Annotated in this window: 21 protein-coding genes; 3 read left to right on the top strand and 18 right to left on the bottom strand. The window is 71.0% G+C overall.

Annotated features, from left to right (window positions below; genetic code table 11):
- The first annotated feature begins 19 nt into the window (after positions 1–19).
- Positions 20–1,414: an MFS transporter gene (locus IE262_RS03800; protein WP_134030878.1), complete on the top strand. Its 1,395-nt coding sequence runs from the start codon at positions 20–22 to the stop codon at positions 1,412–1,414.
- Here the strand turns inward: IE262_RS03800 and IE262_RS03795 are convergent.
- From IE262_RS03795 to xylB, 13 genes are all read right to left on the bottom strand, one after another.
- Positions 1,408–2,178 (bottom strand): maleylpyruvate isomerase N-terminal domain-containing protein, encoded by a 771-nt coding sequence (locus IE262_RS03795; RefSeq protein ID WP_189871223.1) that lies wholly within the window; start codon positions 2,176–2,178, stop codon positions 1,408–1,410. The two genes, IE262_RS03800 and IE262_RS03795, sit on opposite strands and share 7 nt — an antisense overlap.
- Positions 2,179–2,366: 188 nt before the next feature.
- Positions 2,367–4,199, bottom strand: coding sequence for a complex I subunit 5 family protein (locus IE262_RS03790; protein ID WP_189871221.1), 1,833 nt, complete (start codon positions 4,197–4,199; stop codon positions 2,367–2,369).
- A gap of 9 nt (positions 4,200–4,208) precedes the next feature.
- On the bottom strand, positions 4,209–4,553 hold the full coding sequence (locus IE262_RS03785) for a sodium:proton antiporter (RefSeq protein ID WP_189871219.1): 345 nt from the start codon (positions 4,551–4,553) through the stop codon (positions 4,209–4,211).
- Positions 4,550–5,305 carry an MnhB domain-containing protein gene (locus IE262_RS03780; RefSeq protein ID WP_189871217.1) on the bottom strand — a complete coding sequence of 252 codons (756 nt, stop codon included), beginning with the start codon at positions 5,303–5,305 and terminating at the stop codon, positions 4,550–4,552. The genes IE262_RS03785 and IE262_RS03780 overlap by 4 nt, the downstream gene beginning before the upstream one ends.
- Positions 5,302–5,583 (bottom strand): Na(+)/H(+) antiporter subunit B, encoded by a 282-nt coding sequence (locus IE262_RS03775; protein WP_134030866.1) that lies wholly within the window; start codon positions 5,581–5,583, stop codon positions 5,302–5,304. Before IE262_RS03775 ends, IE262_RS03780 begins: the two co-directional genes overlap by 4 nt.
- Complete coding sequence (locus IE262_RS03770) at positions 5,580–5,888, bottom strand: cation:proton antiporter (protein ID WP_189871215.1); 309 nt, start codon at positions 5,886–5,888, stop codon at positions 5,580–5,582. Before IE262_RS03770 ends, IE262_RS03775 begins: the two co-directional genes overlap by 4 nt.
- The gene (locus IE262_RS03765; RefSeq protein WP_134030860.1) at positions 5,885–6,181 is read right to left on the bottom strand and encodes a monovalent cation/H+ antiporter complex subunit F; all 297 of its coding nucleotides are present in this window, start codon (positions 6,179–6,181) and stop codon (positions 5,885–5,887) included. Before IE262_RS03765 ends, IE262_RS03770 begins: the two co-directional genes overlap by 4 nt.
- Positions 6,178–6,669: a hypothetical protein gene (locus IE262_RS03760; RefSeq protein ID WP_189871213.1), complete on the bottom strand. Its 492-nt coding sequence runs from the start codon at positions 6,667–6,669 to the stop codon at positions 6,178–6,180. Before IE262_RS03760 ends, IE262_RS03765 begins: the two co-directional genes overlap by 4 nt.
- Before the next feature lie 205 nt (positions 6,670–6,874).
- Positions 6,875–8,398: an aldehyde dehydrogenase gene (gene adh, locus IE262_RS03755; RefSeq protein WP_189871212.1), complete on the bottom strand. Its 1,524-nt coding sequence runs from the start codon at positions 8,396–8,398 to the stop codon at positions 6,875–6,877.
- A gap of 220 nt (positions 8,399–8,618) precedes the next feature.
- Positions 8,619–9,911, bottom strand: coding sequence for a GAF domain-containing protein (locus IE262_RS03750; protein WP_189871210.1), 1,293 nt, complete (start codon positions 9,909–9,911; stop codon positions 8,619–8,621).
- 123 nt (positions 9,912–10,034) lie between these two features.
- The gene (locus tag IE262_RS03745) at positions 10,035–10,646 is read right to left on the bottom strand and encodes an N-acetylmuramoyl-L-alanine amidase (protein WP_189871208.1); all 612 of its coding nucleotides are present in this window, start codon (positions 10,644–10,646) and stop codon (positions 10,035–10,037) included.
- Between the two features lie 197 nt (positions 10,647–10,843).
- On the bottom strand, positions 10,844–12,052 hold the full coding sequence (locus tag IE262_RS03740) for an ROK family transcriptional regulator (protein WP_189871206.1): 1,209 nt from the start codon (positions 12,050–12,052) through the stop codon (positions 10,844–10,846).
- Positions 12,053–12,166: 114 nt separating this feature from the next.
- Positions 12,167–13,612: a xylulokinase gene (xylB, locus tag IE262_RS03735; RefSeq protein ID WP_134030842.1), complete on the bottom strand. Its 1,446-nt coding sequence runs from the start codon at positions 13,610–13,612 to the stop codon at positions 12,167–12,169.
- Between the two features lie 201 nt (positions 13,613–13,813).
- Here xylB and xylA point away from each other — a divergent pair, with 201 nt between their 5' ends.
- Positions 13,814–14,980 carry a xylose isomerase gene (gene xylA, locus IE262_RS03730; protein WP_134030839.1) on the top strand — a complete coding sequence of 389 codons (1,167 nt, stop codon included), beginning with the start codon at positions 13,814–13,816 and terminating at the stop codon, positions 14,978–14,980.
- A gap of 163 nt (positions 14,981–15,143) precedes the next feature.
- Here the strand turns inward: xylA and IE262_RS03725 are convergent, their stop codons facing one another.
- On the bottom strand, positions 15,144–16,406 hold the full coding sequence (locus tag IE262_RS03725) for an SWIM zinc finger family protein (RefSeq protein WP_189871205.1): 1,263 nt from the start codon (positions 16,404–16,406) through the stop codon (positions 15,144–15,146).
- On the bottom strand, positions 16,403–19,255 hold the full coding sequence (locus IE262_RS03720) for an SCO1167/SCO6262 family helicase (protein ID WP_189871203.1): 2,853 nt from the start codon (positions 19,253–19,255) through the stop codon (positions 16,403–16,405). Before IE262_RS03720 ends, IE262_RS03725 begins: the two co-directional genes overlap by 4 nt.
- A gap of 257 nt (positions 19,256–19,512) precedes the next feature.
- Here IE262_RS03720 and IE262_RS03715 point away from each other — a divergent pair, with 257 nt between their 5' ends.
- Positions 19,513–19,701 carry a tail-anchor membrane protein gene (locus IE262_RS03715; RefSeq protein WP_152862407.1) on the top strand — a complete coding sequence of 63 codons (189 nt, stop codon included), beginning with the start codon at positions 19,513–19,515 and terminating at the stop codon, positions 19,699–19,701.
- 42 nt (positions 19,702–19,743) lie between these two features.
- On the opposite strand, the gene IE262_RS03710 is transcribed toward IE262_RS03715, so the two are convergent.
- The 3 genes from IE262_RS03710 to IE262_RS03700 all read right to left on the bottom strand — a co-directional run bounded on the left by IE262_RS03710 (position 19,744) and on the right by IE262_RS03700 (position 21,747).
- Positions 19,744–20,586: a hypothetical protein gene (locus IE262_RS03710; protein ID WP_189871201.1), complete on the bottom strand. Its 843-nt coding sequence runs from the start codon at positions 20,584–20,586 to the stop codon at positions 19,744–19,746.
- Between the two features lie 134 nt (positions 20,587–20,720).
- The gene (locus IE262_RS03705; protein ID WP_189871199.1) at positions 20,721–21,017 is read right to left on the bottom strand and encodes a hypothetical protein; all 297 of its coding nucleotides are present in this window, start codon (positions 21,015–21,017) and stop codon (positions 20,721–20,723) included.
- Positions 21,018–21,147: 130 nt separating this feature from the next.
- Positions 21,148–21,747, bottom strand: a complete 600-nt coding sequence (locus IE262_RS03700) for a class I SAM-dependent methyltransferase (RefSeq protein WP_189871197.1) — start codon at positions 21,745–21,747, stop codon at positions 21,148–21,150.
- Between the last annotated feature and the right edge of the window lie 20 nt (positions 21,748–21,767).

The raw sequence follows: 21,767 nt of genomic DNA, 5'->3' as shown, positions 1-21,767 counted from the left end.
CTTCAAGGAGGCATGGCTGATGGACACTCCCACCGGATCCCTGACGAGTGATCCCACCCCACCCGCACCCGCCGATCCCGCGCCCGCCGACCCCCGGGCGGTCCGCCGCGCGGCCTGGGCAGGCCTCGTCGGTACCGCTCTCGAACAGTACGACTTCGTCATCTACGGCACCGCGTCCGCCCTGGTCTTCGGCGACCTGTTCTTCCCCAACGCCTCACCGGCGGTCGCCCTGCTGGCCAGTTTCGCCGCCTACGCCGTGGGGTTCGCGGCCCGCCCGCTCGGCGGACTGTTCTTCTCCCGCTTCGGCGACCGGCTCGGCCGCAAGTGGATCCTGATCACCACCCTGTTCCTGATGGGCGGCTCCACCTTCGCCATCGGGCTGCTGCCGACCTACTCCCAGGTCGGTGTCCTCGCCCCGGCGCTGCTCGTGCTGTGCCGCTTCTTCCAGGGCTTCGGAGCCGGCGCCGAGCAGTCCGGCGGAGCCACCCTCCTCACGGAGACGGCCGTCACCGGACGCCGAGGGCGGCTCGCCTCGCTGGTGATGACCGGCGCCGCGCTCGGCACCGTGATGGGTGCCGTCGCCTGGATCCTCGTCCAGACCCTGCCCGACGATCAGCTGATGAGCTGGGGCTGGCGGCTGGTCTTCGCCAGCAGCCTGCTCGTCACGGTCGCCGCCATGGTCATCCGGCGCAAGCTCAGCGAGAGCCCCGTCTTCCAGGACCTCAAGCGCCGGCACGAGAAGCCCAAGTCCCCGGTGAAGGAGGTCTTCCGGCACGGCAGGAAGCCCATGCTGCTGGTGCTGTTCATGAACGCCGGCATCAGCGCCCAGTCGTACACCTACCAGGTCTTCATGGCCTCGTACCTGGTCTCCACCGTCGGTGTCGACGCGTCCTTCGTGCCGAAGGTCCTGATGGTCGGAGCCGCCTGCGGCGGTCTCGCCGCCATAGGATTCGGCATTCTCTCGGACCGTGTCGGCCGTAAGCCGGTCTACACCTCGATCCTCACCGCCCTCGTGCTGCTGCCCGGTCCCTCCTTCGTCGCCCTGAACACGGGCTCACCGGCGGCCATCACCGTGACCATGATCATCGGCTTCGTTCTGGCCGGCCAGGGCGCGGTCGGAGTCCAGATGAGCTACTTCCCCGAACTGTTCGGCAGCCGCTACCGTTACGCCGGCGTCACCCTGGGCCGGGAGTTCTCCTCCGTGCTCGGCGGCGGGGTCGCCCCGCTGATCTGTGCCTCCCTGCTCACGGCGTTCTCCGGCTCGTGGATCCCGGTCGCGGTCTACATGATGCTGATGATGATCGTCAGCCTGGTCGCGGCCCTGATGGCTCCGGAGACCCGCGACCGTGATCTGGCCTCACCCGTCGACGCCACGGCCCCTGCACGGTCCCTGACCGAAACGAGCCCTCAGTAGCCGCCCAGGAGGGCCCGCACCCCGCGCAGGGCCTCGGGGCCGGCGGCACTGTGCCAGCGAGACGGGTCCGCCGGCCGTCGTCCCCACAACAGCAGCACCCGCACGGCCGCGTCGCTCTCGATCGTGGCCGTGCCCTCGGGGGCGGCGAGCCGGATGCTGCTGCCGTCGGCGTCGGCAGCCACCACGACATCGTCCGTTCCCGGGGTACGCAGCCGGCCTTCGACACGGCCGTCCGGTCCCAGGTCCAGACCGGCGCGGCCCCGGGCCAACAGCGGTCGGCCGACCGACACCACGCTGTGTTCCGTCATCCACGGCTCGTTGAGCGCCTGCACGGCCGTCCGGTCGTCGCCGGTCAGGTCCCAGCGATGCAGGATCAGTTCCTCACGCATGTGCTCAGCGAAAAAAGGAACCTTCACGGTCCGACCGGTCCACTGCACTTCCGTGTCTGGTGACAGGTCCTGTGCGGCGGCCGCGGCGACCTCGGTGAGCTGTTCACAACGGGCCAAGAACGCTGCCCAGAGGTCCGAGTCGGACATCTGCCGGTAGGGGGCCTCACGCTCGAAGCCCCTGGTCTCCACCGGTGTTCCCGCGAGGAACGCCTGGAGCACCCGGGCCAGTTCCTCCGCATTGCCCGTCTGGTGAGCCAGAACGTCACGTACCGTCCACGCCTCACACCATGTGCCGTCGTCGGGCCTGCGTGCCTGCACAGCGTGAACGAAGGGCGCCAGCTCCGGCAGTGTGTCGTCGACCTGAGAGGGAATCATGCGCCATGGGTATCCCGAGCAGGCCGCCGGCCAAACCAGCAGCGTCCGATACGGTCACGCTCGGTCGAGGCTACGGAAACCCGTCCGCGCCGAGCGGCGGACCGGTGGCCCGCTCGTTCCGGCCGGCGCATCACGTACGGTGACAGGCCGGCCGAAGCGGGAGCGGATCGGTAAGGACCAGCGGGGCTCTACGCGGCCATCACGACGAGAAGCACCGCCACCCCGACGACGAGCCACGTGACGTAGTCGCCGAGATGCCCCGAGTGCAGTCGGCGCAACGGCAGGACGACACGCTGTCTCACAGCCCGGCCCACTCCGTGCCAGGGAAGGCCCGTGCCCCAGACGGCGGCCGCCGCGAAGAGCGCCGCGAGCGCGGTCGAGGCGAGCGCGAGGAGCACGCCTTCCACGCTCCATCCGACCTCCGGTAGGGGTGCGGACGGTGTGACGGCGTGCCCGAAGACGGCGGCGGTGTAGGCGGTGCGGTCGGTGAACTGTCGTGCGGCGTGGGCGAGGGCGGAGCCGAATCCGGGCAGGAGCCCGGCCGCGAGCGAGGCGCAGAGTAGGGCGGCGGGCACGGCGAGCATGGGAATCGGGATGGGGCGTTGCGGATCGCGGATCTCGGGTGCCTCGCCGCTGCCGGTGGTTTCCGTTCCGTCGTCGTGTTCCCGCGGCCGGGGACCGACGCCGGCGAAGATCCTGGCGCAGGCGCGGAGCACGGCTCCGCCGGTTGCCGCCGACACGAGTACGAACACGACGGGCAGCCAGGGGAACCGGTCCCCGGCGGCATGCTCGGTGACGGCCTTGCCCAGGGACGTGCCGAAGGGCGGCAGGCCGGCGAGCGCGAGGCCGCCGAGACCGAACAGGGCACCGACCAGCGGCAGATCGCGGCCGCGCCCGTACAGTCCGTGTTCGTCGACGGATCCGTGCCGGTCCAGCAGTACGCCCGCGGTGGCGAAGAGAGCTGCCTTGACCCCGGCGTGCGCGGCGACGTAGAGGGCCACCCCGGCGATCCCCTCTGGAGTGAGCAGCGCCATCCCGATGAGGAAGAGCCCGACATGGCCGACGGTGGAGAAGGCCAGCATGCGCTTGAGGTGGCGCTGCTGCCAGCACATCACCGCCCCTACGAGGGCGGTCAGCACACCCGCGGCAACGAATGTGGCCCTCAGGTGCGGTGGCGCGATGCCGTGGGGGCCGGAGAACACGACCCAGTAGATGCGCAGGGTGCCGTAGAGGCCCAGCTCGACCATGACTCCGGAGAGCAGCATGCAGACCGGGGTCGGTGCCACGGCATGGGCGTCGGGCAGCCAGAAATGGAAGGGCACCACGGCCGCCTTGACCAGCAGTCCCGTGATGACCAGGACGAACGCGGCCGTCAACAGGGAGTCGGCATGATGCCCGGCCAGCTTCAGCCCGATCTGCGCGAGACCGAGTTCACCGGTACGGGCATAGAGCAGCCCGATGCCGAGCAATGTGCAGTACGCACCCAGCGAGTTCACGACACCGAAGATCAGCGCACCCTGCACCGGACGCGGGTCCTCGATGCGGTACCCGGTCAGTGCGTAGGCCGCCGCTCCCATCAGTTCGAAGAAGACGAAGGCGTCGAACAGGTCGCCGGTGAGAGCGAAGCCGCACATGCCCGCCTCGAACAGGAGGATGAGCGCGGGGAAGGTACCGGCATGCTGTACGGGCGGCTCGTCGAAGTAACGCCAGGAGTAGACGACGACCGCGAGGACGAGCGCGCCGGCCAGCAGCGCCAGGCCGATGCCGATCCGGTCGCCGACCAGGACGATGCCGACGCTCTCACCGCGGACCGGGTACCAGCCGCCGAGCCAGGACACGCTGTGGCCGTCACCGGTCCGCTGCCACAGCACGGCGAGGCCTGCGACCTCCAGCGCCGCCCAGGCGGTGGCCAGTGCGTCGATGGCGACCCGCGGCAGCCATCGCCCGCCGACGGCGAGCACGACGGCGCCGAACAGCGGAACGGCGACGGCGAGCGGCAGCAGATCCGCGGTGCGCACCATCCTGCCGGGCTAGCCCTTGAGCCCGGTGAGGGCGTCCGGGTCGACCGTGCCGTGCCGCTTGCGCACCTGCATGACGAGCCCCAGCAGCAGTGCCGTGACGGTGGCACCCACCACGACGTCCGTGAGAGCGAGGGCCTGTACGACCGGATCCACCACGCGTGTGCCGAGAGGGGTGTCGGTGAAGTACGGCGCGGTGCCGCCGCGCCGGTATCCGACGGTGAGCAGCAGCACATACGTCGAGGACTGCGCGACAGCGAGACACCCAACGGCGTGGATGGCGTTACGGCTGGTGACCAGGCCGTACACCCCGGCGAGGAAGATCCAGCCGGCCGAGAGGAAGGGCAGGATCGTCATGTACCGCCTCCGCTTCCTGAGCGGTCCTGTGACCTGACCTCCACGGCCTGGTCGAGAAAGGACGCGAGCAGGACGATGAGGCCGGAGCCGACCTCGACGCCGACCGCTGCGTTCAGGACAGGCACCAGCCCGCCGGAGGAGAGCTGCCCGAAGGTGCCGAGCGGCAGCACGTTCTGCAGATAGGCGCCTCCCGCGATCAGCCCGGCGAAGCCCAGCGCCACGAAGGCGCCCGCGCCCACGGCATCGGCCACATCGAGCACCGAAAGCGGCCGGACCCGCTTCAGGACCCGGTAGTCCGCCGCCACGTAGGCCATGTGCAGCCCGGTGGCGAGGATGACGCCGCCCTGGAAGCCGCCGCCGGGCGACAACTGGCCGTGCGCGACGATATAGACACCGGTGAGCAGCGTCACCGGCAGCAGCACCAGACCGAGCAGGCGGGTGCTGGGCAGCACCCGGCCCGCCGTGGGCTGCCCGACGCGCTCGTCGCGGGTGCGGCGCAGCAGCACGATGGTCCCCAGAACGGCGGCGAACAGGATCGACTCCTCGCCGAGCGTGTCCAGAGCGCGTTGGTCGAAGTTGACCGCGGAGACCGCGTTGGCGGTGTGCCGGTGCAGGGCCGACGTCACCGCGCGCGTGCCGTAGGGATGCACCTCGGTCCCGAAGCGCGGCAGCCCGGTACAGGCGGCCGTGTACGCCACGGCGAAGACGGCGGCCGCGACCCAGAAGAGCCGGATGCGGGCGGTACGGCTCATCGCCGCCGCCCGTCGTCGCCCCCGGACGAGGTGCCGCGCACTTTCCGTACCGTCAGCAGGATCAGCAAAGGGGTGACGACCGTACCCACGGCCACCTGGGAAAGAGCCACATCGGGTGCCTGAAGGAGCGTGAAGAGCACCGCGAGACACAGACCGAGCATGGCCAGGACCACCGCCTGGCGCATCGGATCGCGGGTGAGCGCCGCCGCGGTGGCGCTGACCGTCACGAGCACCAACGCGACGGCGATCACATAATCCTGAGCAACAGCACCGTTCACTGGGGGGAATTCCTTTGCAGCAGTCGGTCGTGCTGGGCCGTGGCTCTGCCGATCGCCATGGTGGTCACCGCCCCGCCGGCCGCGACGACTGCGCCGATGAGGACAAGTTTCACCGCGGCACGCCCCGGCCCGGTTTCGACTGCCGCGGCGAGTGCGACGAGCGGCCCCCCGACGGAGGTGGCCGGAGTGAGAGCGTGCAACCGCTGGTACGGCCGCGGAAGCACGACCAGGCAAGCAGCGGACAACAGCAGCACGCCGATCCCCGCGACGAGCAACACCACCGCGCACACGTGACGGGCCGTCATCTCCGGCCTCCTCGCGCCGCCTCGTCTTCGGCGGCGTCGATCGACCGTCCTCCCAGGAAGCGGGCGAAGACCAGGGTTCCGGCAGGGCCGATGACCGCCAGGACGAGGGCGAGGTCGGCGTACGAACTGCGTGCGTAGCCCTGGGCCGTCAACAGGAAGAACACGGTGACGAAGGTGGTCGCCAGAGTGAGCCCCGCGAGCCGCTCGTGCGCCGTTCCCCGGCTCGCCACCCACAGGCACGGCGGCAGACCCAGGGTCAGCAGGAACGCGGTCGCGATCAGCCAGGCGTTCACCGTCGTGGCCCCACGGTGAGCACCCGATCCAGCCGCGACAGCTCACGGTCCATGACATGCACGACGACTGTCTGCCCGCCTTCCGTCCTGCCCTCGGGGACGTCGACGACGTATGTGCTCGGAGTGGACGACAGCACGCCGCAGGCCCACGCCGCCCCCGTACCAGGCTGCAGCGTCACCGTCTTCAGTGCGCCCTCGGGCGAACGGCCGTGCAGAGCGCGCACGGTGACCACGCACAGCCGCCCCAGGTCGGCGAGTACGGCACCGGGCCACGCGAGGAGTGCGGCACCCCACCGTCGCGCACCGCCCGGGCCGGCTTCCGAAGCCGAGTGCACGGCCCGTGCGGCGAACGCGGCGATCATCGACCCCGCTGCGGCCACGACGATTTCCAGCGTCGAGATCGAACTGATGAACATCAAGTTGACGACAACCAGCACCGCCCACCACGCGAGCACCTCACCCCCGGCGGCGAACCACCCCTGCCGCATAGCCCCTCCTCACGGCACTGACCGTCACGAACCAGCAACGTGTACCGTGCGAGGCGACTTCCGTGCCCCACGCACGCCGGGCAGGCAGGCCGAGCATCACTGCGATGGAGCATCAACTCCGGCCTACGCGCCGAAAAGGGCGAAGCATTGGTGGGGCGTGGGGCGCGGGGCGGGTCAGGATTCCTGGACGACCCGCTGACCACGTCTAGAAGAAGCCGAGCTTCTTCGGCGAGTACGACACCAGGAGGTTCTTGGTCTGCTGATAGTGGTCCAGCATCATCTTGTGGGTCTCACGGCCGATGCCCGAGCCCTTGTAGCCGCCGAAGGCCGCGTGGGCCGGGTAGGCGTGGTAGCAGTTCGTCCAGACGCGGCCCGCCTGGATGGAACGGCCCGCACGGTAGGCGGTGTTGATGTCCCGCGTCCACACGCCCGCCCCAAGGCCGTACAGCGTGTCGTTGGCGATCTTCATGGCGTCGTCGAAGTCGTCGAAGGAGGTCACGGACACGACCGGCCCGAAGATCTCCTCCTGGAAGATCCGCATGCGGTTGTCGCCCTCGAAGATGGTCGGCTGGACGTAGTAGCCGCCCTTCAACTCGCCGTCGAACTCGACGCGTTCACCGCCCGTCAGCACCCTCGCGCCCTCCTGACGGCCGATGTCCAGATAGGAGAGGATCTTCTCCAGCTGGTCGTTGGAGGCCTGGGCGCCGATCATCGTGTCCGTGTCGAGCGGGTGCCCGGCCTTGATGAGCTCGGTGCGGGCCACCGCGGCCTCGATGAACTCCGCGTAGTGGCCGCGCTGCACGAGCGCCCGCGAGGGACAGGTGCACACCTCGCCCTGGTTGAGCGCGAACATCGTGAAGCCTTCGAGCGCCTTGTCAAGGAAGTCGTCGTTCGCCGACGAGACGTCGTCGAAGAAGATGTTCGGTGACTTGCCGCCGAGTTCGAGCGTCACCGGAGTGATGTTCTCCGAGGCGTACTGCATGATCAGCCGCCCCGTCGTGGTCTCGCCGGTGAACGCCACCTTCGCCACGCGTGGGCTCGATGCCAGCGGCTTGCCCGCCTCGACACCGAACCCGTTGACGATGTTCACCACCCCCGGCGGCAGCAGATCGGCCACCAGGCTCAGCCAGTAGTGGATGGACGCCGGTGTCTGCTCGGCCGGCTTGAGGACGACCGCGTTGCCCGCCGCGAGCGCGGGCGCGAGCTTCCACGTCGCCATGAGGATCGGAAAGTTCCACGGGATGATCTGCGCGACCACGCCGAGCGGTTCGTGGAAGTGGTACGCGACCGTGTCGTCGTCGAGCTCGGCGAGCGAACCCTCCTGTGCACGGATCGCTCCCGCGAAGTACCGGAAGTGGTCGATGGCGAGCGGGATGTCGGCGGCCAGCGTCTCCCGGACCGGCTTGCCGTTCTCCCAGCTCTCCGCGACGGCCAGCTTCTCCAGGTTCGCCTCCATCCGGTCAGCGATCTTGCGGAGGACGTCGGAACGCTCGCCCACGGACGTGCGGCCCCAGGCGGGCGCGGCCGCGTGCGCCGCGTCCAGCGCCCGCTCCACGTCCTCGGCGGTCCCCCGGGCGATCTCCGTGAACGGCTGCCCGTTCACGGGACTCGGGTTCGCGAAGTACCGCCCACTGGCCGGCGGTACGTACTCGCCGCCGATGAAGTGGTCGTACCGCGACTCGTACGAGACGATCGCGCCGTCGGTACCGGGCGCTGCGTAACGCGTCATGGTGCCTGCCTCCCGAGAACGCACTGCCCGCCGTTGGGCAGCTCTCGCCGCGAGGCTAGGGACACCGACGTTGCGAGAACGTTGCCGTGCTGGGTGCTGGGTGCTGGGTGCTGGGTGCCGGGTGCTGGGGATGGTGATAGTGACTGGGATGGGGATGGTGATAGCGACGGGGAGCTGGTGGACGGGTGGGGCGCTGTGCGCCGGGACGAATGCCGGTGAGTCAGTGGTGCGTCGGGCGAGCCGGCTGACGTGCCCACCTCGGTGGTGCCGCCAGCTCGGACTCCAGTTCCTCCAGGCGCACCCGCACCGCCACCGTCGGCCGGACGGCCGCCAGAGCGCGCCATACGTCGAGGTCGTCCTCGCCCCAGGGCGCGTGTGCCCAGTCCGCCAGCAGGTCGGGGTCACGGCGGGCGATGAGCGCCGTACGCAGCCCGTCGGCGATCCGCTGCCGCAGCCGCACCACCGCCGGGGCCTGCGAACCTGGCAGGAGCGGACCGCCGTACGCCGCCGCGGCCGCTGTGACCGAGCCCGTCTCCAACCTCCTTTCGACGACGGCGACATCGGACTCGACCGGAACCATGAGCCGGTACGGCCGGGAGCCCAGCAGCGCTGGGCCGAGCAGCCTGCGCAGCCGGGCCAGTTCAGCGCGCAGAGTCACCGGTGTCACCGACTCGTCCTCGTAGAGGGCGCACAGCAACTCGTCTCCGGTCAGCCCCTCCGGGTGCCGGGCGAGCAGTACCACGATCTCGCTGTGCCGACGGCTGAGCCTGAGCTTCCGGCCGTCCACGACCAGGTGGGCCTCGTCCCTGCCGAGCGCGGTCAGGCCGAGCGCGTCGGCTGCCGCCGTCTCGGGCGGGGTGAGCAGCGCGAGCTGGGACTCTGCGGCGCGCGCCACCGCCTGCACGAAACCCAGGCTGTGGGGATGCGCGAGACCGTCCCCGCCGGTGATGTCCACCGCGCCGAGCACCCGGCCGGTGCGCGGGTCGTGGACCGGCGCTGCCGCGCAGGTCCAGGGCTGAACCCGCCGACTGAAGTGCTCCGCCGCGAACACCTGCACCGGCCGGTCCACGGCGACCGCCGTACCTGGCGCGTTCGTGCCGACCGCGCTCTCCGCCCAGCGCGCGCCCGGAACGAAGTTCATCCGGTCCGCCCGCCGCAGGGTCGCCGGATGCCCCTCGACCCATAGCATCCTGCCCTGCGCGTCGCACACCGCCAGCAGATGCTCGCCGTCCGCCGCGAAGGTGCCCAGGAGTTCCCGGACCAACGGCATCACCCGCGCCAGCGGATGCTCCGCCCGGTAGGAACCGAGGTCTCCGTCCGTGAGCTCCACGCTCGCGGTGCCGTCCGGGCCGACCCCCGCCTTCGCCGATCGCCGCCACGAGTCGGCCACCACGGAACGCACCGGTCGCTCCACCGTGCCCGCCTCGGTGAACGTCTCATATGCGCGGCGCAGTGCCCGTACCCGTTCGACGGGATCGGCGCCCGGTTCCAGGGCCACCCATGGATCGGTCAACTCGGCCTCCCCGGAAGGTGATACGGCTCCCGCCCAATCGTCGCCCTCCTCGCTAGCCCGGACAAGTTTCTCGACTGTCACCTCCAAGACCTGTCTCGACGAGCTGTCGCCTCCGATGCGGCGTCACGAGGAGTTGACCAGTTCTATGTACCGTGCCCAGTCCCAGCTCGGCCCGGGATCAGTGTGGTCGGTGCCCGGGACCTGGTGGTGGCCGATGATGTGGGCGCGGTCCTTGGGGATGCCGTACTTGGTACAGAGGGCAGCGGCGAGTTTGGCCGACTGCTGGTACATCGCGTCGGTGAAGTACGACGGCTGGTCCACCCAGCCCTCGTGCTCGATCCCGATGCTCCGCGTGTTGTGGTCCCAGTCGCCGGCGTGCCAGGCGATGTCGCGTTCCCGCACGCACTGCGCGACGGACCCGTCGGCCGACCGCACGAGGTAGTGGGCGGACACCTTCTTCCGCGGGTCCTCGAAGATGGACAGCGCCTTCCTGTATGTCGTCTGTGTCACGTGGATGATCACGTAGTCGAGGGAGTGGCTCGTTGGGCGCTCCGCGGCCGTGTAGTTGGACGTGCTCGCCGGGCGCCATGTGGCGTGGGGGTAGTCGGGTGCCTGCGGTTGCGCACCGGCCCGGGGGTCGGGCAGGAGCGCGTAGGGGATCGCGGTGAGGACCGCGCCTTTCAACAGCCGTCGCCTCCCGAAGGACTCGCGCGGCAGCTTTGGAACCGTCTCCATGACCATGTGACCCCCCGGTGTGTGAAACCCGATGCGAGTGAATACGCAGTCCCCGCCAGGGCGGTTGCGCCTCACGTGGATCAAGGTACGGCGCTCGGGGATCAGACAGGAAGAAGGTGCTGATTCCGGTGGACAGCGTCGAGAATGTGGATAACTTCGTCACCCGCACGGGGGAAGCCGCCCTGTGTACCTGTGCGTTATGGCCGCCCGGCCACCGCGGCAGGATCGTCCAGCACACCCCGCACCACCGAATGCGCCGCTCCCAGCAGCGGGCCTTCGGAACCCAGCCGCGACACGGTCACGGAACAGGCGGGCCCTGCCGTGCGGCGGGCCAGCTCCCGCTCCAGCGACGGCAGCAGCCACGGCGCGAGTCCCGCCAGCGCACCGCCCACCACCACGGTCTGCGGGTCGAGCAGGTTGACCGCACCGGTCAGCGCGATACCGAGCGCGGTTCCGGCGCCGCGCAGGGCACGCCGTACGTCTTTGTCGCCCGCGGCGGCTCGTTCCGCCAGCAAGTCGACGCGATCCTCGCCCGGTGTCAGACCGGCTGCCCGCAGGACGGCCTCCTCACCGGCGTACTGCTCCAGGCATCCACGCCCGCCGCACGCGCACCGAGGCCCTTCTGGCCGGACGGGCACATGCCCCAACTCGCCCGCGAAACCGCGGGTCCCCCGCAGCAGCCGGCCATCCACGACCACGGCGCCGCCGATGCCGATCTCGGCGGAGACGTGCAGGAAGTCGCGCGGGGTCCCCTCGCCGAGCCACAGTTCGGCGAGGCCGCCGAAGTTGGCCTCGTTGTCCACGGTCAGCGGCAGATCGCCGGACAACAGCGCGCCCAGGTCCGTGTCGTGCCAGTCGAGGTTGGGGGCGCGGACCACCGTACGGGCGTCCCGTGCCACCAGGCCCGGTACGGCGACCGCGAGGCCCGCGGGCCACAGTCCATCCTGTGCCGCAGCGGCGACGACCTGCTCCACCAGCGTCGTCAGTTCGCCGATCACGGACTCGGGTGAGCGGCTGCGGTTCACGCCGTGCCGCACGGCCCGTGCCCGTACCTCGCCCCGCAGGTCGACCGCGCACACCGCGAGATGGTCGACGCCGACCTCCGCGCCGATTCCGGCCGGGCCGCGCCCGCTGAGGGCGAGCGCGGAACCCGGCCGGCCCACCCTGCCGGGCCGTTCGGGCCCCAGCTCCTCCAGCAGACCCGAACGGATGAGCTCGTCGACCAGCGTCGAGACGGCCGCCCTCGTCAGGCCGATGTGCGAAGCGACGGCCGCACGGGACAGCGGCCCCTCGGCATTGACGGCGTGCATCACCCGGGAGAGGTTGCGACGGCGCATGCCCTGTTGGGTGTCGGGCAGCCGAGGCCCGGGACTCGTGGGGTGGGCTTCGTGCAGTGGTGCGGTCATTCCTCTGTCAGTCCTTGTCCGGCCGTCCCTTTCGCGCGGGGCCGAGCCCGATCAACGTGCCCGGCCCGTGGGGCTCTTCTGCTCGGGGCTCCACCGCTGTGGAGGCGGCCCCCTTCAGCGCTTGTCGGGCTCCCGCTCCAGCAGCGGCGCCGCGTCGGAGAGTACCCCGGTGATCCTGGCCAGCGTCGCCTCATCCCGTTCCACCGGGTCCAGAACGGGTCCGCGGGCGGTGCCCCAGCGGCGGGCGACCGCCGCCGGGTCTTCGCCGGTCAGCAGCCCTGCGGCCTGGGCGGCGGCGCCGAGGGCGACCAGCTCCTGGGCCTCCGGTACCTGTACAGGACGCCCCGACAGCCGCCGCACCGTCTGCTGCCAGGCCGTTCCCCGTGCGCCTCCGCCGATGAGCAGCAGCGGCGCGGAGCGGTCCGCGTCCGCGTCGAGCACCAGGCCGAGGGCGCCCAGCAACGAGTGGACCGCGCCGTCGTACGCCGCCTGAAGGAGTTGTCCGGCCGTCGTGTCGTGCCGCAGACCGTGCAGCAGACCCGAGGCGTGCGGCAGGTCCGGAGTGCGCTCACCGTCCAGGTAGGGGAGCAGGGTCACACTCGTGCCGGGCTCGACGGCCTCGCGGTCCAGGCCCAGCAGTGTCGCCACGCGGTCGACGGCGAGCGTGCAGTTCAGGGTGCAGGCCAGTGGCAGCCAGTCACCGCGCGCGTCGGCGAAGCCCGCCACGGTGCCGGTGGGATCAGCGGGGCGCCGAGTCGAGACGGCGTACACCGTGCCGGAGGTACCGAGGCTCAGCACCGGTGTGCCAGGACGCAGCCCGAGCCCCAGCGCGGCCGCCGCGTTGTCGCCGGTACCCGGGGCGACCAGCGTGCCCTTGGAGAACGGCAGATCATGCGTGTCCCGCACCGTGCCGGCCACCTCACCCGGCCGGACCACACGCGGCAGCAGCGCCGGGTCGAGCCCCACATGGGTGAGGATCTCCTCGTCGTACGCCTCCGTCCCGGACGCCCACCACCCCGTACCGGACACGTCACCGCGGTCCGTCGTGCCCTGTCCGGTCAGGCGCTCCGTGAGGTAGTCGTGCGGCAGACGCACGGCGGCCGTCGCACGGACCGCCTCCGGTTCGTTCTCGGTGAGCCAGGCCCACTTCGTGACCGTGAAGGAGGCAGCCGGCACGAGTCCGGTGCGTTCGGCCCAGGTCTTCGAGCCGCCCAGCTCCTCCACCAGACGGCGGGCCTGCGGAGCCGACCGCACGTCGTTCCACAGGAGCGCCGGGCGAACGGGTTCGCCCTGGGCGTCGAGCGTGACGAGCCCGTGCTGCTGTCCGCCGATCGACACCGCTGCGGCCTCGTGCGCCGCCTCCCCGCACTGGTGCAGTGCCGCACACAGCGCGTCCCACCACTGCCGCGGATCGCTCTCCCTGCCCTCCCCGGAGGACACGGTGTGCGGTGCCTGACCGCTCGCCACCACCCGTCCGGTCGACACGTCGACGACCAGGGCTTTGGTGGACTGGGTGGATGTGTCCACCCCGACGACGAGCGGACCCTCGGCTGCTGACATCGGGCTCTCCCTCTTCCGCGGCTCGCGGGATCTGTCCTTCTACCTGGAGTCTCCCGGACCGCACGGCCCGGATGCCACACAGTCTCCTCACGGAGACACGTCGTCTCTTCGCGGAGACGCCTCTCTTCCCAGAGATGCCTCCGCATACTAATTTGTTAAGCGCCATGACGAAATGGTTCGGAGCGAGCAAGGAGCCGCGGCATGAACTACCAGCCCACCCCCGAGGACAGGTTCACCTTCGGCCTGTGGACCGTCGGCTGGCAGGGGAGGGATCCGTTCGGCGACGCCACCCGGCGCGCCCTCGACCCGGTCGAGACGGTGCGGCGTCTGGCGGAACTCGGTGCCCACGGAGTGACCTTCCACGACGACGACCTGATCCCCTTCGGGTCTTCGCACAGCGAGCGCGAGGCGCACATCAAGCGCTTCCGTGAGGCCCTCGACGCGACCGGCATGACCGTGCCGATGGCCACCACCAACCTGTTCACGCACCCCGTCTTCAAGGACGGCGCGTTCACCGCCAACGACCGCGACGTGCGCCGCTACGCGCTGCGCAAGACGATCCGCAACATCGACCTGGCGGCCGAACTGGGCGCCAGGATCTACGTCGCCTGGGGCGGCCGGGAGGGCGCCGAGTCCGGCGCCGCCAAGGACGTGCGCCTGGCGCTGGACCGCATGAAGGAGGCCTTCGACCTCCTCGGCGAGTACGTGACCTCCCAGGGCTACGACCTCCGCTTCGCGATCGAGCCCAAGCCGAACGAGCCCCGCGGTGACATCCTGCTCCCCACGGTCGGTCACGCCCTGTCGTTCATCGAGCGCCTGGAACGTCCGGAGCTCTACGGCGTCAATCCGGAGGTGGGCCACGAGCAGATGGCCGGGCTCAACTTCCCGCACGGCATCGCCCAGGCCCTGTGGGCGGGCAAGCTCTTCCACATCGACCTCAACGGCCAGTCCGGCATCAAGTACGACCAGGACCTGCGCTTCGGGGCAGGCGATCTGCGCGCCGCCTTCTGGCTGGTGGACCTCCTGGAGAACGCCGGTTACGCGGGACCGCGGCACTTCGACTTCAAGCCGCCGCGGACCGAGGACCTCGACGGCGTGTGGGCGTCGGCCGCGGGCTGTATGCGCAACTACCTCATCCTCAAGGAGCGGGCGGCCGCCTTCCGCGCCGACCCCGAGGTTCAGGAGGCCCTGCGTGCCTCCCGTCTGGACGAGCTGGCCCAGCCGACTGCGGCCGACGGCCTGAAGGCGCTTCTCGCGGACCGCACGGCCTTCGAGGACTTCGACGCGGAGGCCGCCGCCGCGCGCGGGATGGCGTTCGAGCGGCTTGACCAACTGGCGATGGATCACCTGCTGGGTGCCCGCGGTTGATCAAGCGCGCAGGGGCCTCGGGCCGGTAGTGCCTCTGGCGCGCCCTTCCGGTGGCATGCCACCGGAAGGGCACCGGAATCCTCTGTTCATCGGTCACGGATGATCCGACGAGAAGGCGCCCGCCGAGAGCGGCTGATGCCGCGTGGCGCGGTGTGCCCCGGGCTCATGCCTCACCGTCCACCGACGCCAACGCGGTGGCCGGGTCATGGGCCGCCGGCCCGGCGGGAACCCAACGGCCGTGCTCCTCGCGGTACGGCCACCAGCGGCCGTCCCGGCTGAGGCGCAGCTGGGTCGAGGTGCCGATCACCGTCCAGCGGTTGTGGGCGGCGCGCAGCCGTGGCCGATCACCGTCGTCCCAGGCCGATTCCAGGGCGGCACGCGCGCGTGCGAGCGATTCCGCCTCCGGGGCCCACCCGTCCTCCAGTACCGACAACGCGGCCGTACCCCCGTACCGCCAGGCACGGACGGCGATCTCCAGCTCTTCCCGGCCGCGCCCCGTCCCCTCGGCCAGGCGAGCCGCAATCGCCGCTTCGGAAGCGTCGGCGGCGAGTCGGACGGCATCCTGGGAGAGCGTCAACCCCTGTTCGACCGGGTCATGTTCGTGCCCTGGCACCAGTGCCGCGGAGAGCAGCCGGTGGGCCTCCGCCGCGGCCCGCGACGCGAGAAACGTCAGAGCGGCCGGGTCGACACCGGGCGCGGGCGGGGTCTCGGTGTCCAGCGAGGGCGGGGATCCGGGCTGTGCGGGCAGCTCCGGGGCTGAGGGGAGCGGCGGCAGGATGCTTCCGGTCGCGTATGCCTCGGCGGCGTCCACCCCCTCCCGAGGAGCTTCCTGAGGGGCCGTGGGCTCCGCGCTCGGGGCGGCGCTGCGTACCTGGAGATCGTCGAGGACCTCGCGCTCACCGCGTCCACGCATCAGCAGCAGAACGAACGGGTCCTGGTCCAGCAGCCGCGCCATCTGGTAGCAGAGCGCCGCGGTGTGACCGCAGTGGTCCCAGGCGCCGCACTCGCACTCCGGCTCCAGATCGCCGAGCCCGGGCAGGAGCTCTGCCCCGGCGTCGGCGGCGTCCTCGACGAGATGCGGTGGCATCTCACGGTCGAGCAGGGCCGCGATGTGCCCGGCTCGTTGGACGGCCATGTCCAGGAAGCGGTCCCACTCTTCCGCGGACAGTTCCTGCAGCAGGACGTCGGCACGGTGCGTGGTGCGATCGGGGTCCTGGACGACGGCGGTGATGCGCCCCGGGCGCACCGACACGGAACCCACGGCTCCCGCGCGCGCGAGTCTGCGGCCGGTCTTGACCTGTTCGGAGTCCAGGGCCGCGTCCTCCAGTGCCTTCAGCCACGCCTGGCCCCACCAGGTCCGGGCGAAGCCCCGCCCGCGCGCGGGCGGCAGTGCCGCGAATGTGCGCTCGCTGTCGTGTTCCCTCATCGTGCGCCCCCTCGCAGCTCGACCAGATCGGCCAGTTCGGCATCGGACAGTTCAGTGAGCGCCGCATCACCGGAACCGAGCACCGCGTCGGCCAACTCCCGCTTGCGCAGCAGCATGTCCGCGATACGGTCCTCGATCGTCCCCTCCGCGATCAAGCGGTGCACCTGGACCGGCCGGGTCTGACCGATGCGGTACGCGCGGTCGGTGGCCTGCGCCTCCACGGCCGGGTTCCACCAGCGGTCGTAGTGCACGACGTGCTCGGCACGGGTCAGGTTCAACCCGGTGCCCGCGGCTTTCAACGACAGCAGGAAGACGGGGATCGCGCCGTCCTGGAACCGCCGGACCATCTCCTCGCGCTCCTGGACCGGCGTGCCGCCGTGCAGGAACTGCGATGACACGCCGCGCGCGGACAGATGCTGTTCGATGATCCGCGCCATCCGCACGTACTGGGTGAAGACGAGAACGCTCGCTCCCTCGGAGAGGATCGTGTCGAGCAGTTCGTCCAGCAGTTCCAGCTTTCCCGACCGGCCCGCGATTCTCGGCCGTTCCTCCTTGAGGAACTGCGCGGGGTGGTTGCAGATCTGCTTCAGCCCGGTCAGGAGTTTCACGATCAGCCCACGCCGCGCCATGTGGTCGGCAGCGGAGATCTCGGCGAGGCTCTCGCGCACCACGGCCTCGTACAGCCCCGTCTGTTCCTTCGTGAGCGACACGGCACGGTCGGTCTCGGTCTTCGGCGGCAGTTCGGGCGCGATGCCCGGGTCCGACTTTCGTCGGCGCAGCAGGAACGGCCGCACGAGCCGCGCGAGCCGTTCCGCCGCGGCGGGATCCTGGCCCCCTTCGACTGCCTGCGCGTACCGGGTGCGGAAGGTGCCGAGCCTGCCGAGCAGGCCCGGTGTCGTCCAGTCGAGGATCGCCCACAGCTCGGAGAGGTTGTTCTCCACGGGAGTACCGGTGAGCGCCACGCGCGCGCGTGCACCGATACCGCGCAGCTCCTTCGCCGTGGCCGAGTACGGGTTCTTCACGTGCTGAGCCTCGTCCGCGACGACCATGCCCCAGGCGACTTCGGCCAGCTGGGGCGCGTCCAGGCGCATCGTGCCGTACGTGGTGAGCACGAATTCGCCGTCATCCAGCCCGTCCAGGGAGCGCCCGGAGCCGTGGAAGCGGCGCACGGGGACACCGGGCGCGAACTTCTCGATCTCGCGCTGCCAGTTACCCATCAGTGAGGTCGGGCAGACGACGAGTGTGGGGCCCGCGGCCGACGGGTCGGTCTGCCGGTGCAGATGCAGGGCGATGAGCGTGATGGTCTTGCCCAGGCCCATGTCGTCGGCCAGGCAGCCACCGAGCCCCAGAGAGGTCATCCGGGCCAGCCAGTTGAGCCCTCGCAGCTGGTAGTCGCGCAGCGTCGCGGCGAGCGCGGAGGGCTGCCCGACCGGCTCCTGTCCCTCCGGGTCCGCCAGCCGCTCCCGCAGCGTCGCCAGCCACCCCGTCGGCCGCACGTCGACCCGGACGCCGTCGATCTCAGCGGAGCCCGTCAGGGCGGCGCCGAGGGCGTCGACGGGCGTGACCTTGTGGTCCTGCTGCGCGCGGGCGCGGCGTACCTCCTCGGGGTCCAGGAGGACCCATTGGTCACGCAACCGCACCATCGGACGGTTCGCCTCGGCGAGACGGTCCAGCTCCTGCCGGGTGAGCTGCTGGTCGCCCAGCGCGAAGGACCAGTTGAAGGCGAGCAGCGCGTCGGTCGAGAGGAGCGACGGTGTGTCCGACACGGGGCCGGCCGGGTCCTGGCCGTCGTCGGGCGGCCCGATGACCGCGCGGGCGGTCAGCCGGTGCGCCAGTTGCCTGGGCCAGTGCACGTCGACTCCCGCGACAGTGAGGAGCCGGGTGCCCGCGCCGAGGAGGTCGGCGATCTCGTCGTCGGCGAGTTCCAAAGAGTCCGGCACCGCCGCCGACAGCAACGGCGTCAGCGGCGACCAGGCACGGGCCGCGCGCCGTAGCGCGAGCAGGGCGTCCATGCGCGCGCGGGGGCCGAAGGCCTCGGTCCCAGCCCACACCGCCGCGGCATCCGCGACGAGCGCGGGATCGCTGACGCTGTGGACCTGCGGTACGACACGGAACGGCAGCCGTGACCCGTCCGGCGGGTCGTGCGCGAGACCGGGCACCTCGACACGCAACGAGAGACGGACTCCGGCGTCGTGTCCGGCGGCGACATCGGACGCCCAGGCACGCTGCTGGGGCAGGTGCTGCGGCTGCGGTGCGGCGAACGCCGGGCCGCCCGCCGCGAGTGCCGCGGCGGGGGAGCGGGGCAGCGAGTCGGCAACCGCGTCGAGGAAGCCGCGTACCAGTCGTTCCGGGTCGGGCAGACGCAATGGCTCGACGTCGTCCAGGGGCACGGCGTGGGCCTCGGGCGGCATCGCGGCGGCCAGGTCACGTAGTCGCTCCAGGTCATCAGCTCGCAGTGGGCCCGCGCGCCACGCGTCGTGGTCGGTCGGGGACAGTCCGGGCAGCAGGAGCCCCCGGGCGGTCAGCCGAAGCGCGAGCACGGCGGCCGCGCCCCAGAACGCGGTCGCCCGGTGGGCCCGGGCGTTGGCACGTGCGCGCGTGAGGACCGGCAACGCGGCCCTCACCGGCAGCAGGACAGCGGGCACGGTCACCGACTCCACGCCTTCGTCACGGTGTACGACGACGTCGACGTCATCGGTGGAACCGGCAGCGGGCACCGGGGGCGCCGCACCGTCGGGCCGCCAGAAGGCGACATGGCTGGTACGGGCCGGGTCGGCGGGTATGAACACGGCGCAGCAACAGGCCAGTCCGGCGGTCTCGGTCGGCGTGGTTGCGGGAATCCTCTGCACAGTGATGGCGCGTTCCTCAAATTTGACTACTGGAGTCGGGCCGCCGAGGATACATCACTCCGGATGCTTCGGAGGGACGTTCGGGACAGCGAGAAATCGCGAGGCGGCGCGGGGCGCCTTCTGCGGACCTCCGGGGGCATCAGGGTTCCATCAGGGGCACATCAGGGGCACCATCAGGGTCGGGACCTGGAACTGCCCGATGCGCGGACCCGTTGTCAGGACAGAGAGCGGCAGTGGCCGCGAAGGAGGCGACGGAGATGTCGAAGAACGCGAAGATCGCCGCAGGGGGTGTGGCGATCGGGATCATCCTGCTGATCCTTCTGCCCTTCCCCTTCTGGGCCAACCTCCTGATAGTGCTGGGGATCCCGGCAGCCGCGTACCTCACGCTGGACCCCTCGCAGCGGCGCAGGCTTCGCCGCGTCTCGCGCAAGGAGCTCGGCCGCTGAGGGGTCACCGGCCCGCGCTGCGGGCCGGTGCTCGATGGGGGTTCAGTTGGGGCGTACGGCGATCTTGTCGAGGGATTCCAGAAGTCCGGGCAGCTCCGGTCCCCGCCCTACCGGCAGCACCTCGCCGGGCTCCTCGTCGATGAGGAGGAAGGCGATGTCGTCGGTCCTGGCCACCATGGACCAGCCAGGACCGTCGGCACGGAGGGTCCGGGCCTCGCCCGGCGCGAAGGACGAGCGCACGCGCCCCAGCGGTGGCGGCGTGTCCACGTAGGCGCGCACCTCGGCGAGGACACGGCGGATGCTGCTGCGAGTGCTGCTCTGCCCGGCATCGTCCTCGGTCGCAGGGGTGTCGGCCGCCTCGCCGGTCTCCCGGGTCACAAACGAGTCGTCGTCGATCTGCTCCCGCCAGCTGGCCCACTGGAGCGCGATCTCGTCGGCTCCAAGACGCCGCTGGGCAGGTCCCCAGACCTCGGTGTTCGGCGGGCACAGCGGTGGCCGCTCGGCCATCTCGGGCGCGGGATCGTGCGGAGCGGGCACACCGGGCGCCGCCACGGCCACCGCGAGGGGCCAGCCGGGCAGCGCGACCACGACCGACCGCTCGTCCGGCGACAGGTCGTACTCCATGCCGCAGTCCCACGACGCGATGGCCACGGCCACCAGCGACACGTCGTCGACGACGACCGTCCAGCGCGCCCCGTCGCCGTCCTGGCCCAGCACGAGGCCGTACCCGTCGGTGAGCGGCGCGAGGTCGAGCGCAGCGCAGGCCTCCGGATAGTCGTCGCCCAGCACGCTGGGGAACTGCGCCGGCGTCAGCAGTACTGCTGTCAGTACATACAGTGCGTCGTCGTCCCCGGCGGCGAGGGCGTCCTCGTCCGTCCCGGCCATCCCAGCCTCCCCATCGCTCTGATCCGTCGGCGCACCCTAATGTGCCCGGAAGGCGCTTGTCACGAGGGCGAAGTCCCGGGGGAGCTGCGGCCGCCCCGCAGGCCGGGACGAATGGGCCGTACGCCGCCACTCGGTCAGGTGGCGGGCAGCCCGAGGAGATCCCGCGCCACCGTCCGGGGCGACTCGTCGCGCTCCCGGGCGAGCGCGATGACAGCCCGGCACGCCAACTCGTTCACCCCGAAGGACAGCGCCTCGGGAGACACCCATGTCGCGGCTTCGTCGATGCGGTCCTGATCGTCCTCGGCGCACGCCGAGACGTACGCCGCGGCAGCCTCGAAGAGGTTGTGCGCGCGTTGGTCCTCGCTGGTGCCGACGTCCGCGCGCATGGAGCTGACGAATCTGCCGAACGATGTGCGGAGCCTGCCGAACATGTGGACTGCCTTCCCCCTGCGTTGATGCGCTGATCGCACAAGTGCTCCGATCCAACGTAGGGTCGCGGCTTCGGCGAAAGAAGAGGGCCTGCGTGGCGCAGCGCGCGCCCCCAACCCCGGCGGGCATGGCTCAGCCGTCGCGTTCGGCCAGCGCCAGGAACCGGTCGTCCTCGTCCACGTAAGACGTCATCCGCCAGCCCGCCCCCGCGAGCAGTGGCCCGAGGTTGGCCTTCGCACGCAGATCGTCCGGGGTGATCCGCCGCCCCTGGCGTGCCGCCAGCGCCGCTCTGCCGATCGGGTGGAAGAGCGCCAGCGTGCCGCCGGGGCGCACCACCCGCGCCAACTCCCGCAGGTTCTCGGTGGGATTCGGCAGGTGCGCGATGAGCCCCGCTGCGAACACCGCGTCGAGAGATTCCGCGCGCAGGGGCAGGGTGGCCACGTCGGTGAGGAGCAATTGTCCGTCACGGTTCCGTCCGGCACGCACGGCTTCTTCCAGCATGGCCGGAGTCAGGTCGGCCCCGAGAACGACTCCGGAGGGCCCCACGGCTGCGCGCAGCGGCGGAAGCGCCCGCCCGGTCCCGCAGCCCGCGTCGAGCACGCGGTCGCCCGAACGGAGCCCGAGTTCGGCGACCGCGGCCGCGTACGCGGGACCGTCGTCGGGGAACCGCCTGTCCCAGCCGGCCGCGCGCGCCGTGAAGAACTCCTGGACGTGTGTGTGGTCGTCGCTCATGCCCGCATGATCCCTCACCG

It is taken from the genome of Streptomyces bluensis, assembly GCF_014650715.1.
Taxonomy (GTDB): domain Bacteria; phylum Actinomycetota; class Actinomycetes; order Streptomycetales; family Streptomycetaceae; genus Streptomyces; species Streptomyces bluensis.
The sequence above is the reverse complement of the archived record's forward strand: the minus strand, read 5'-3'. Positions and strand labels throughout refer to the sequence as shown.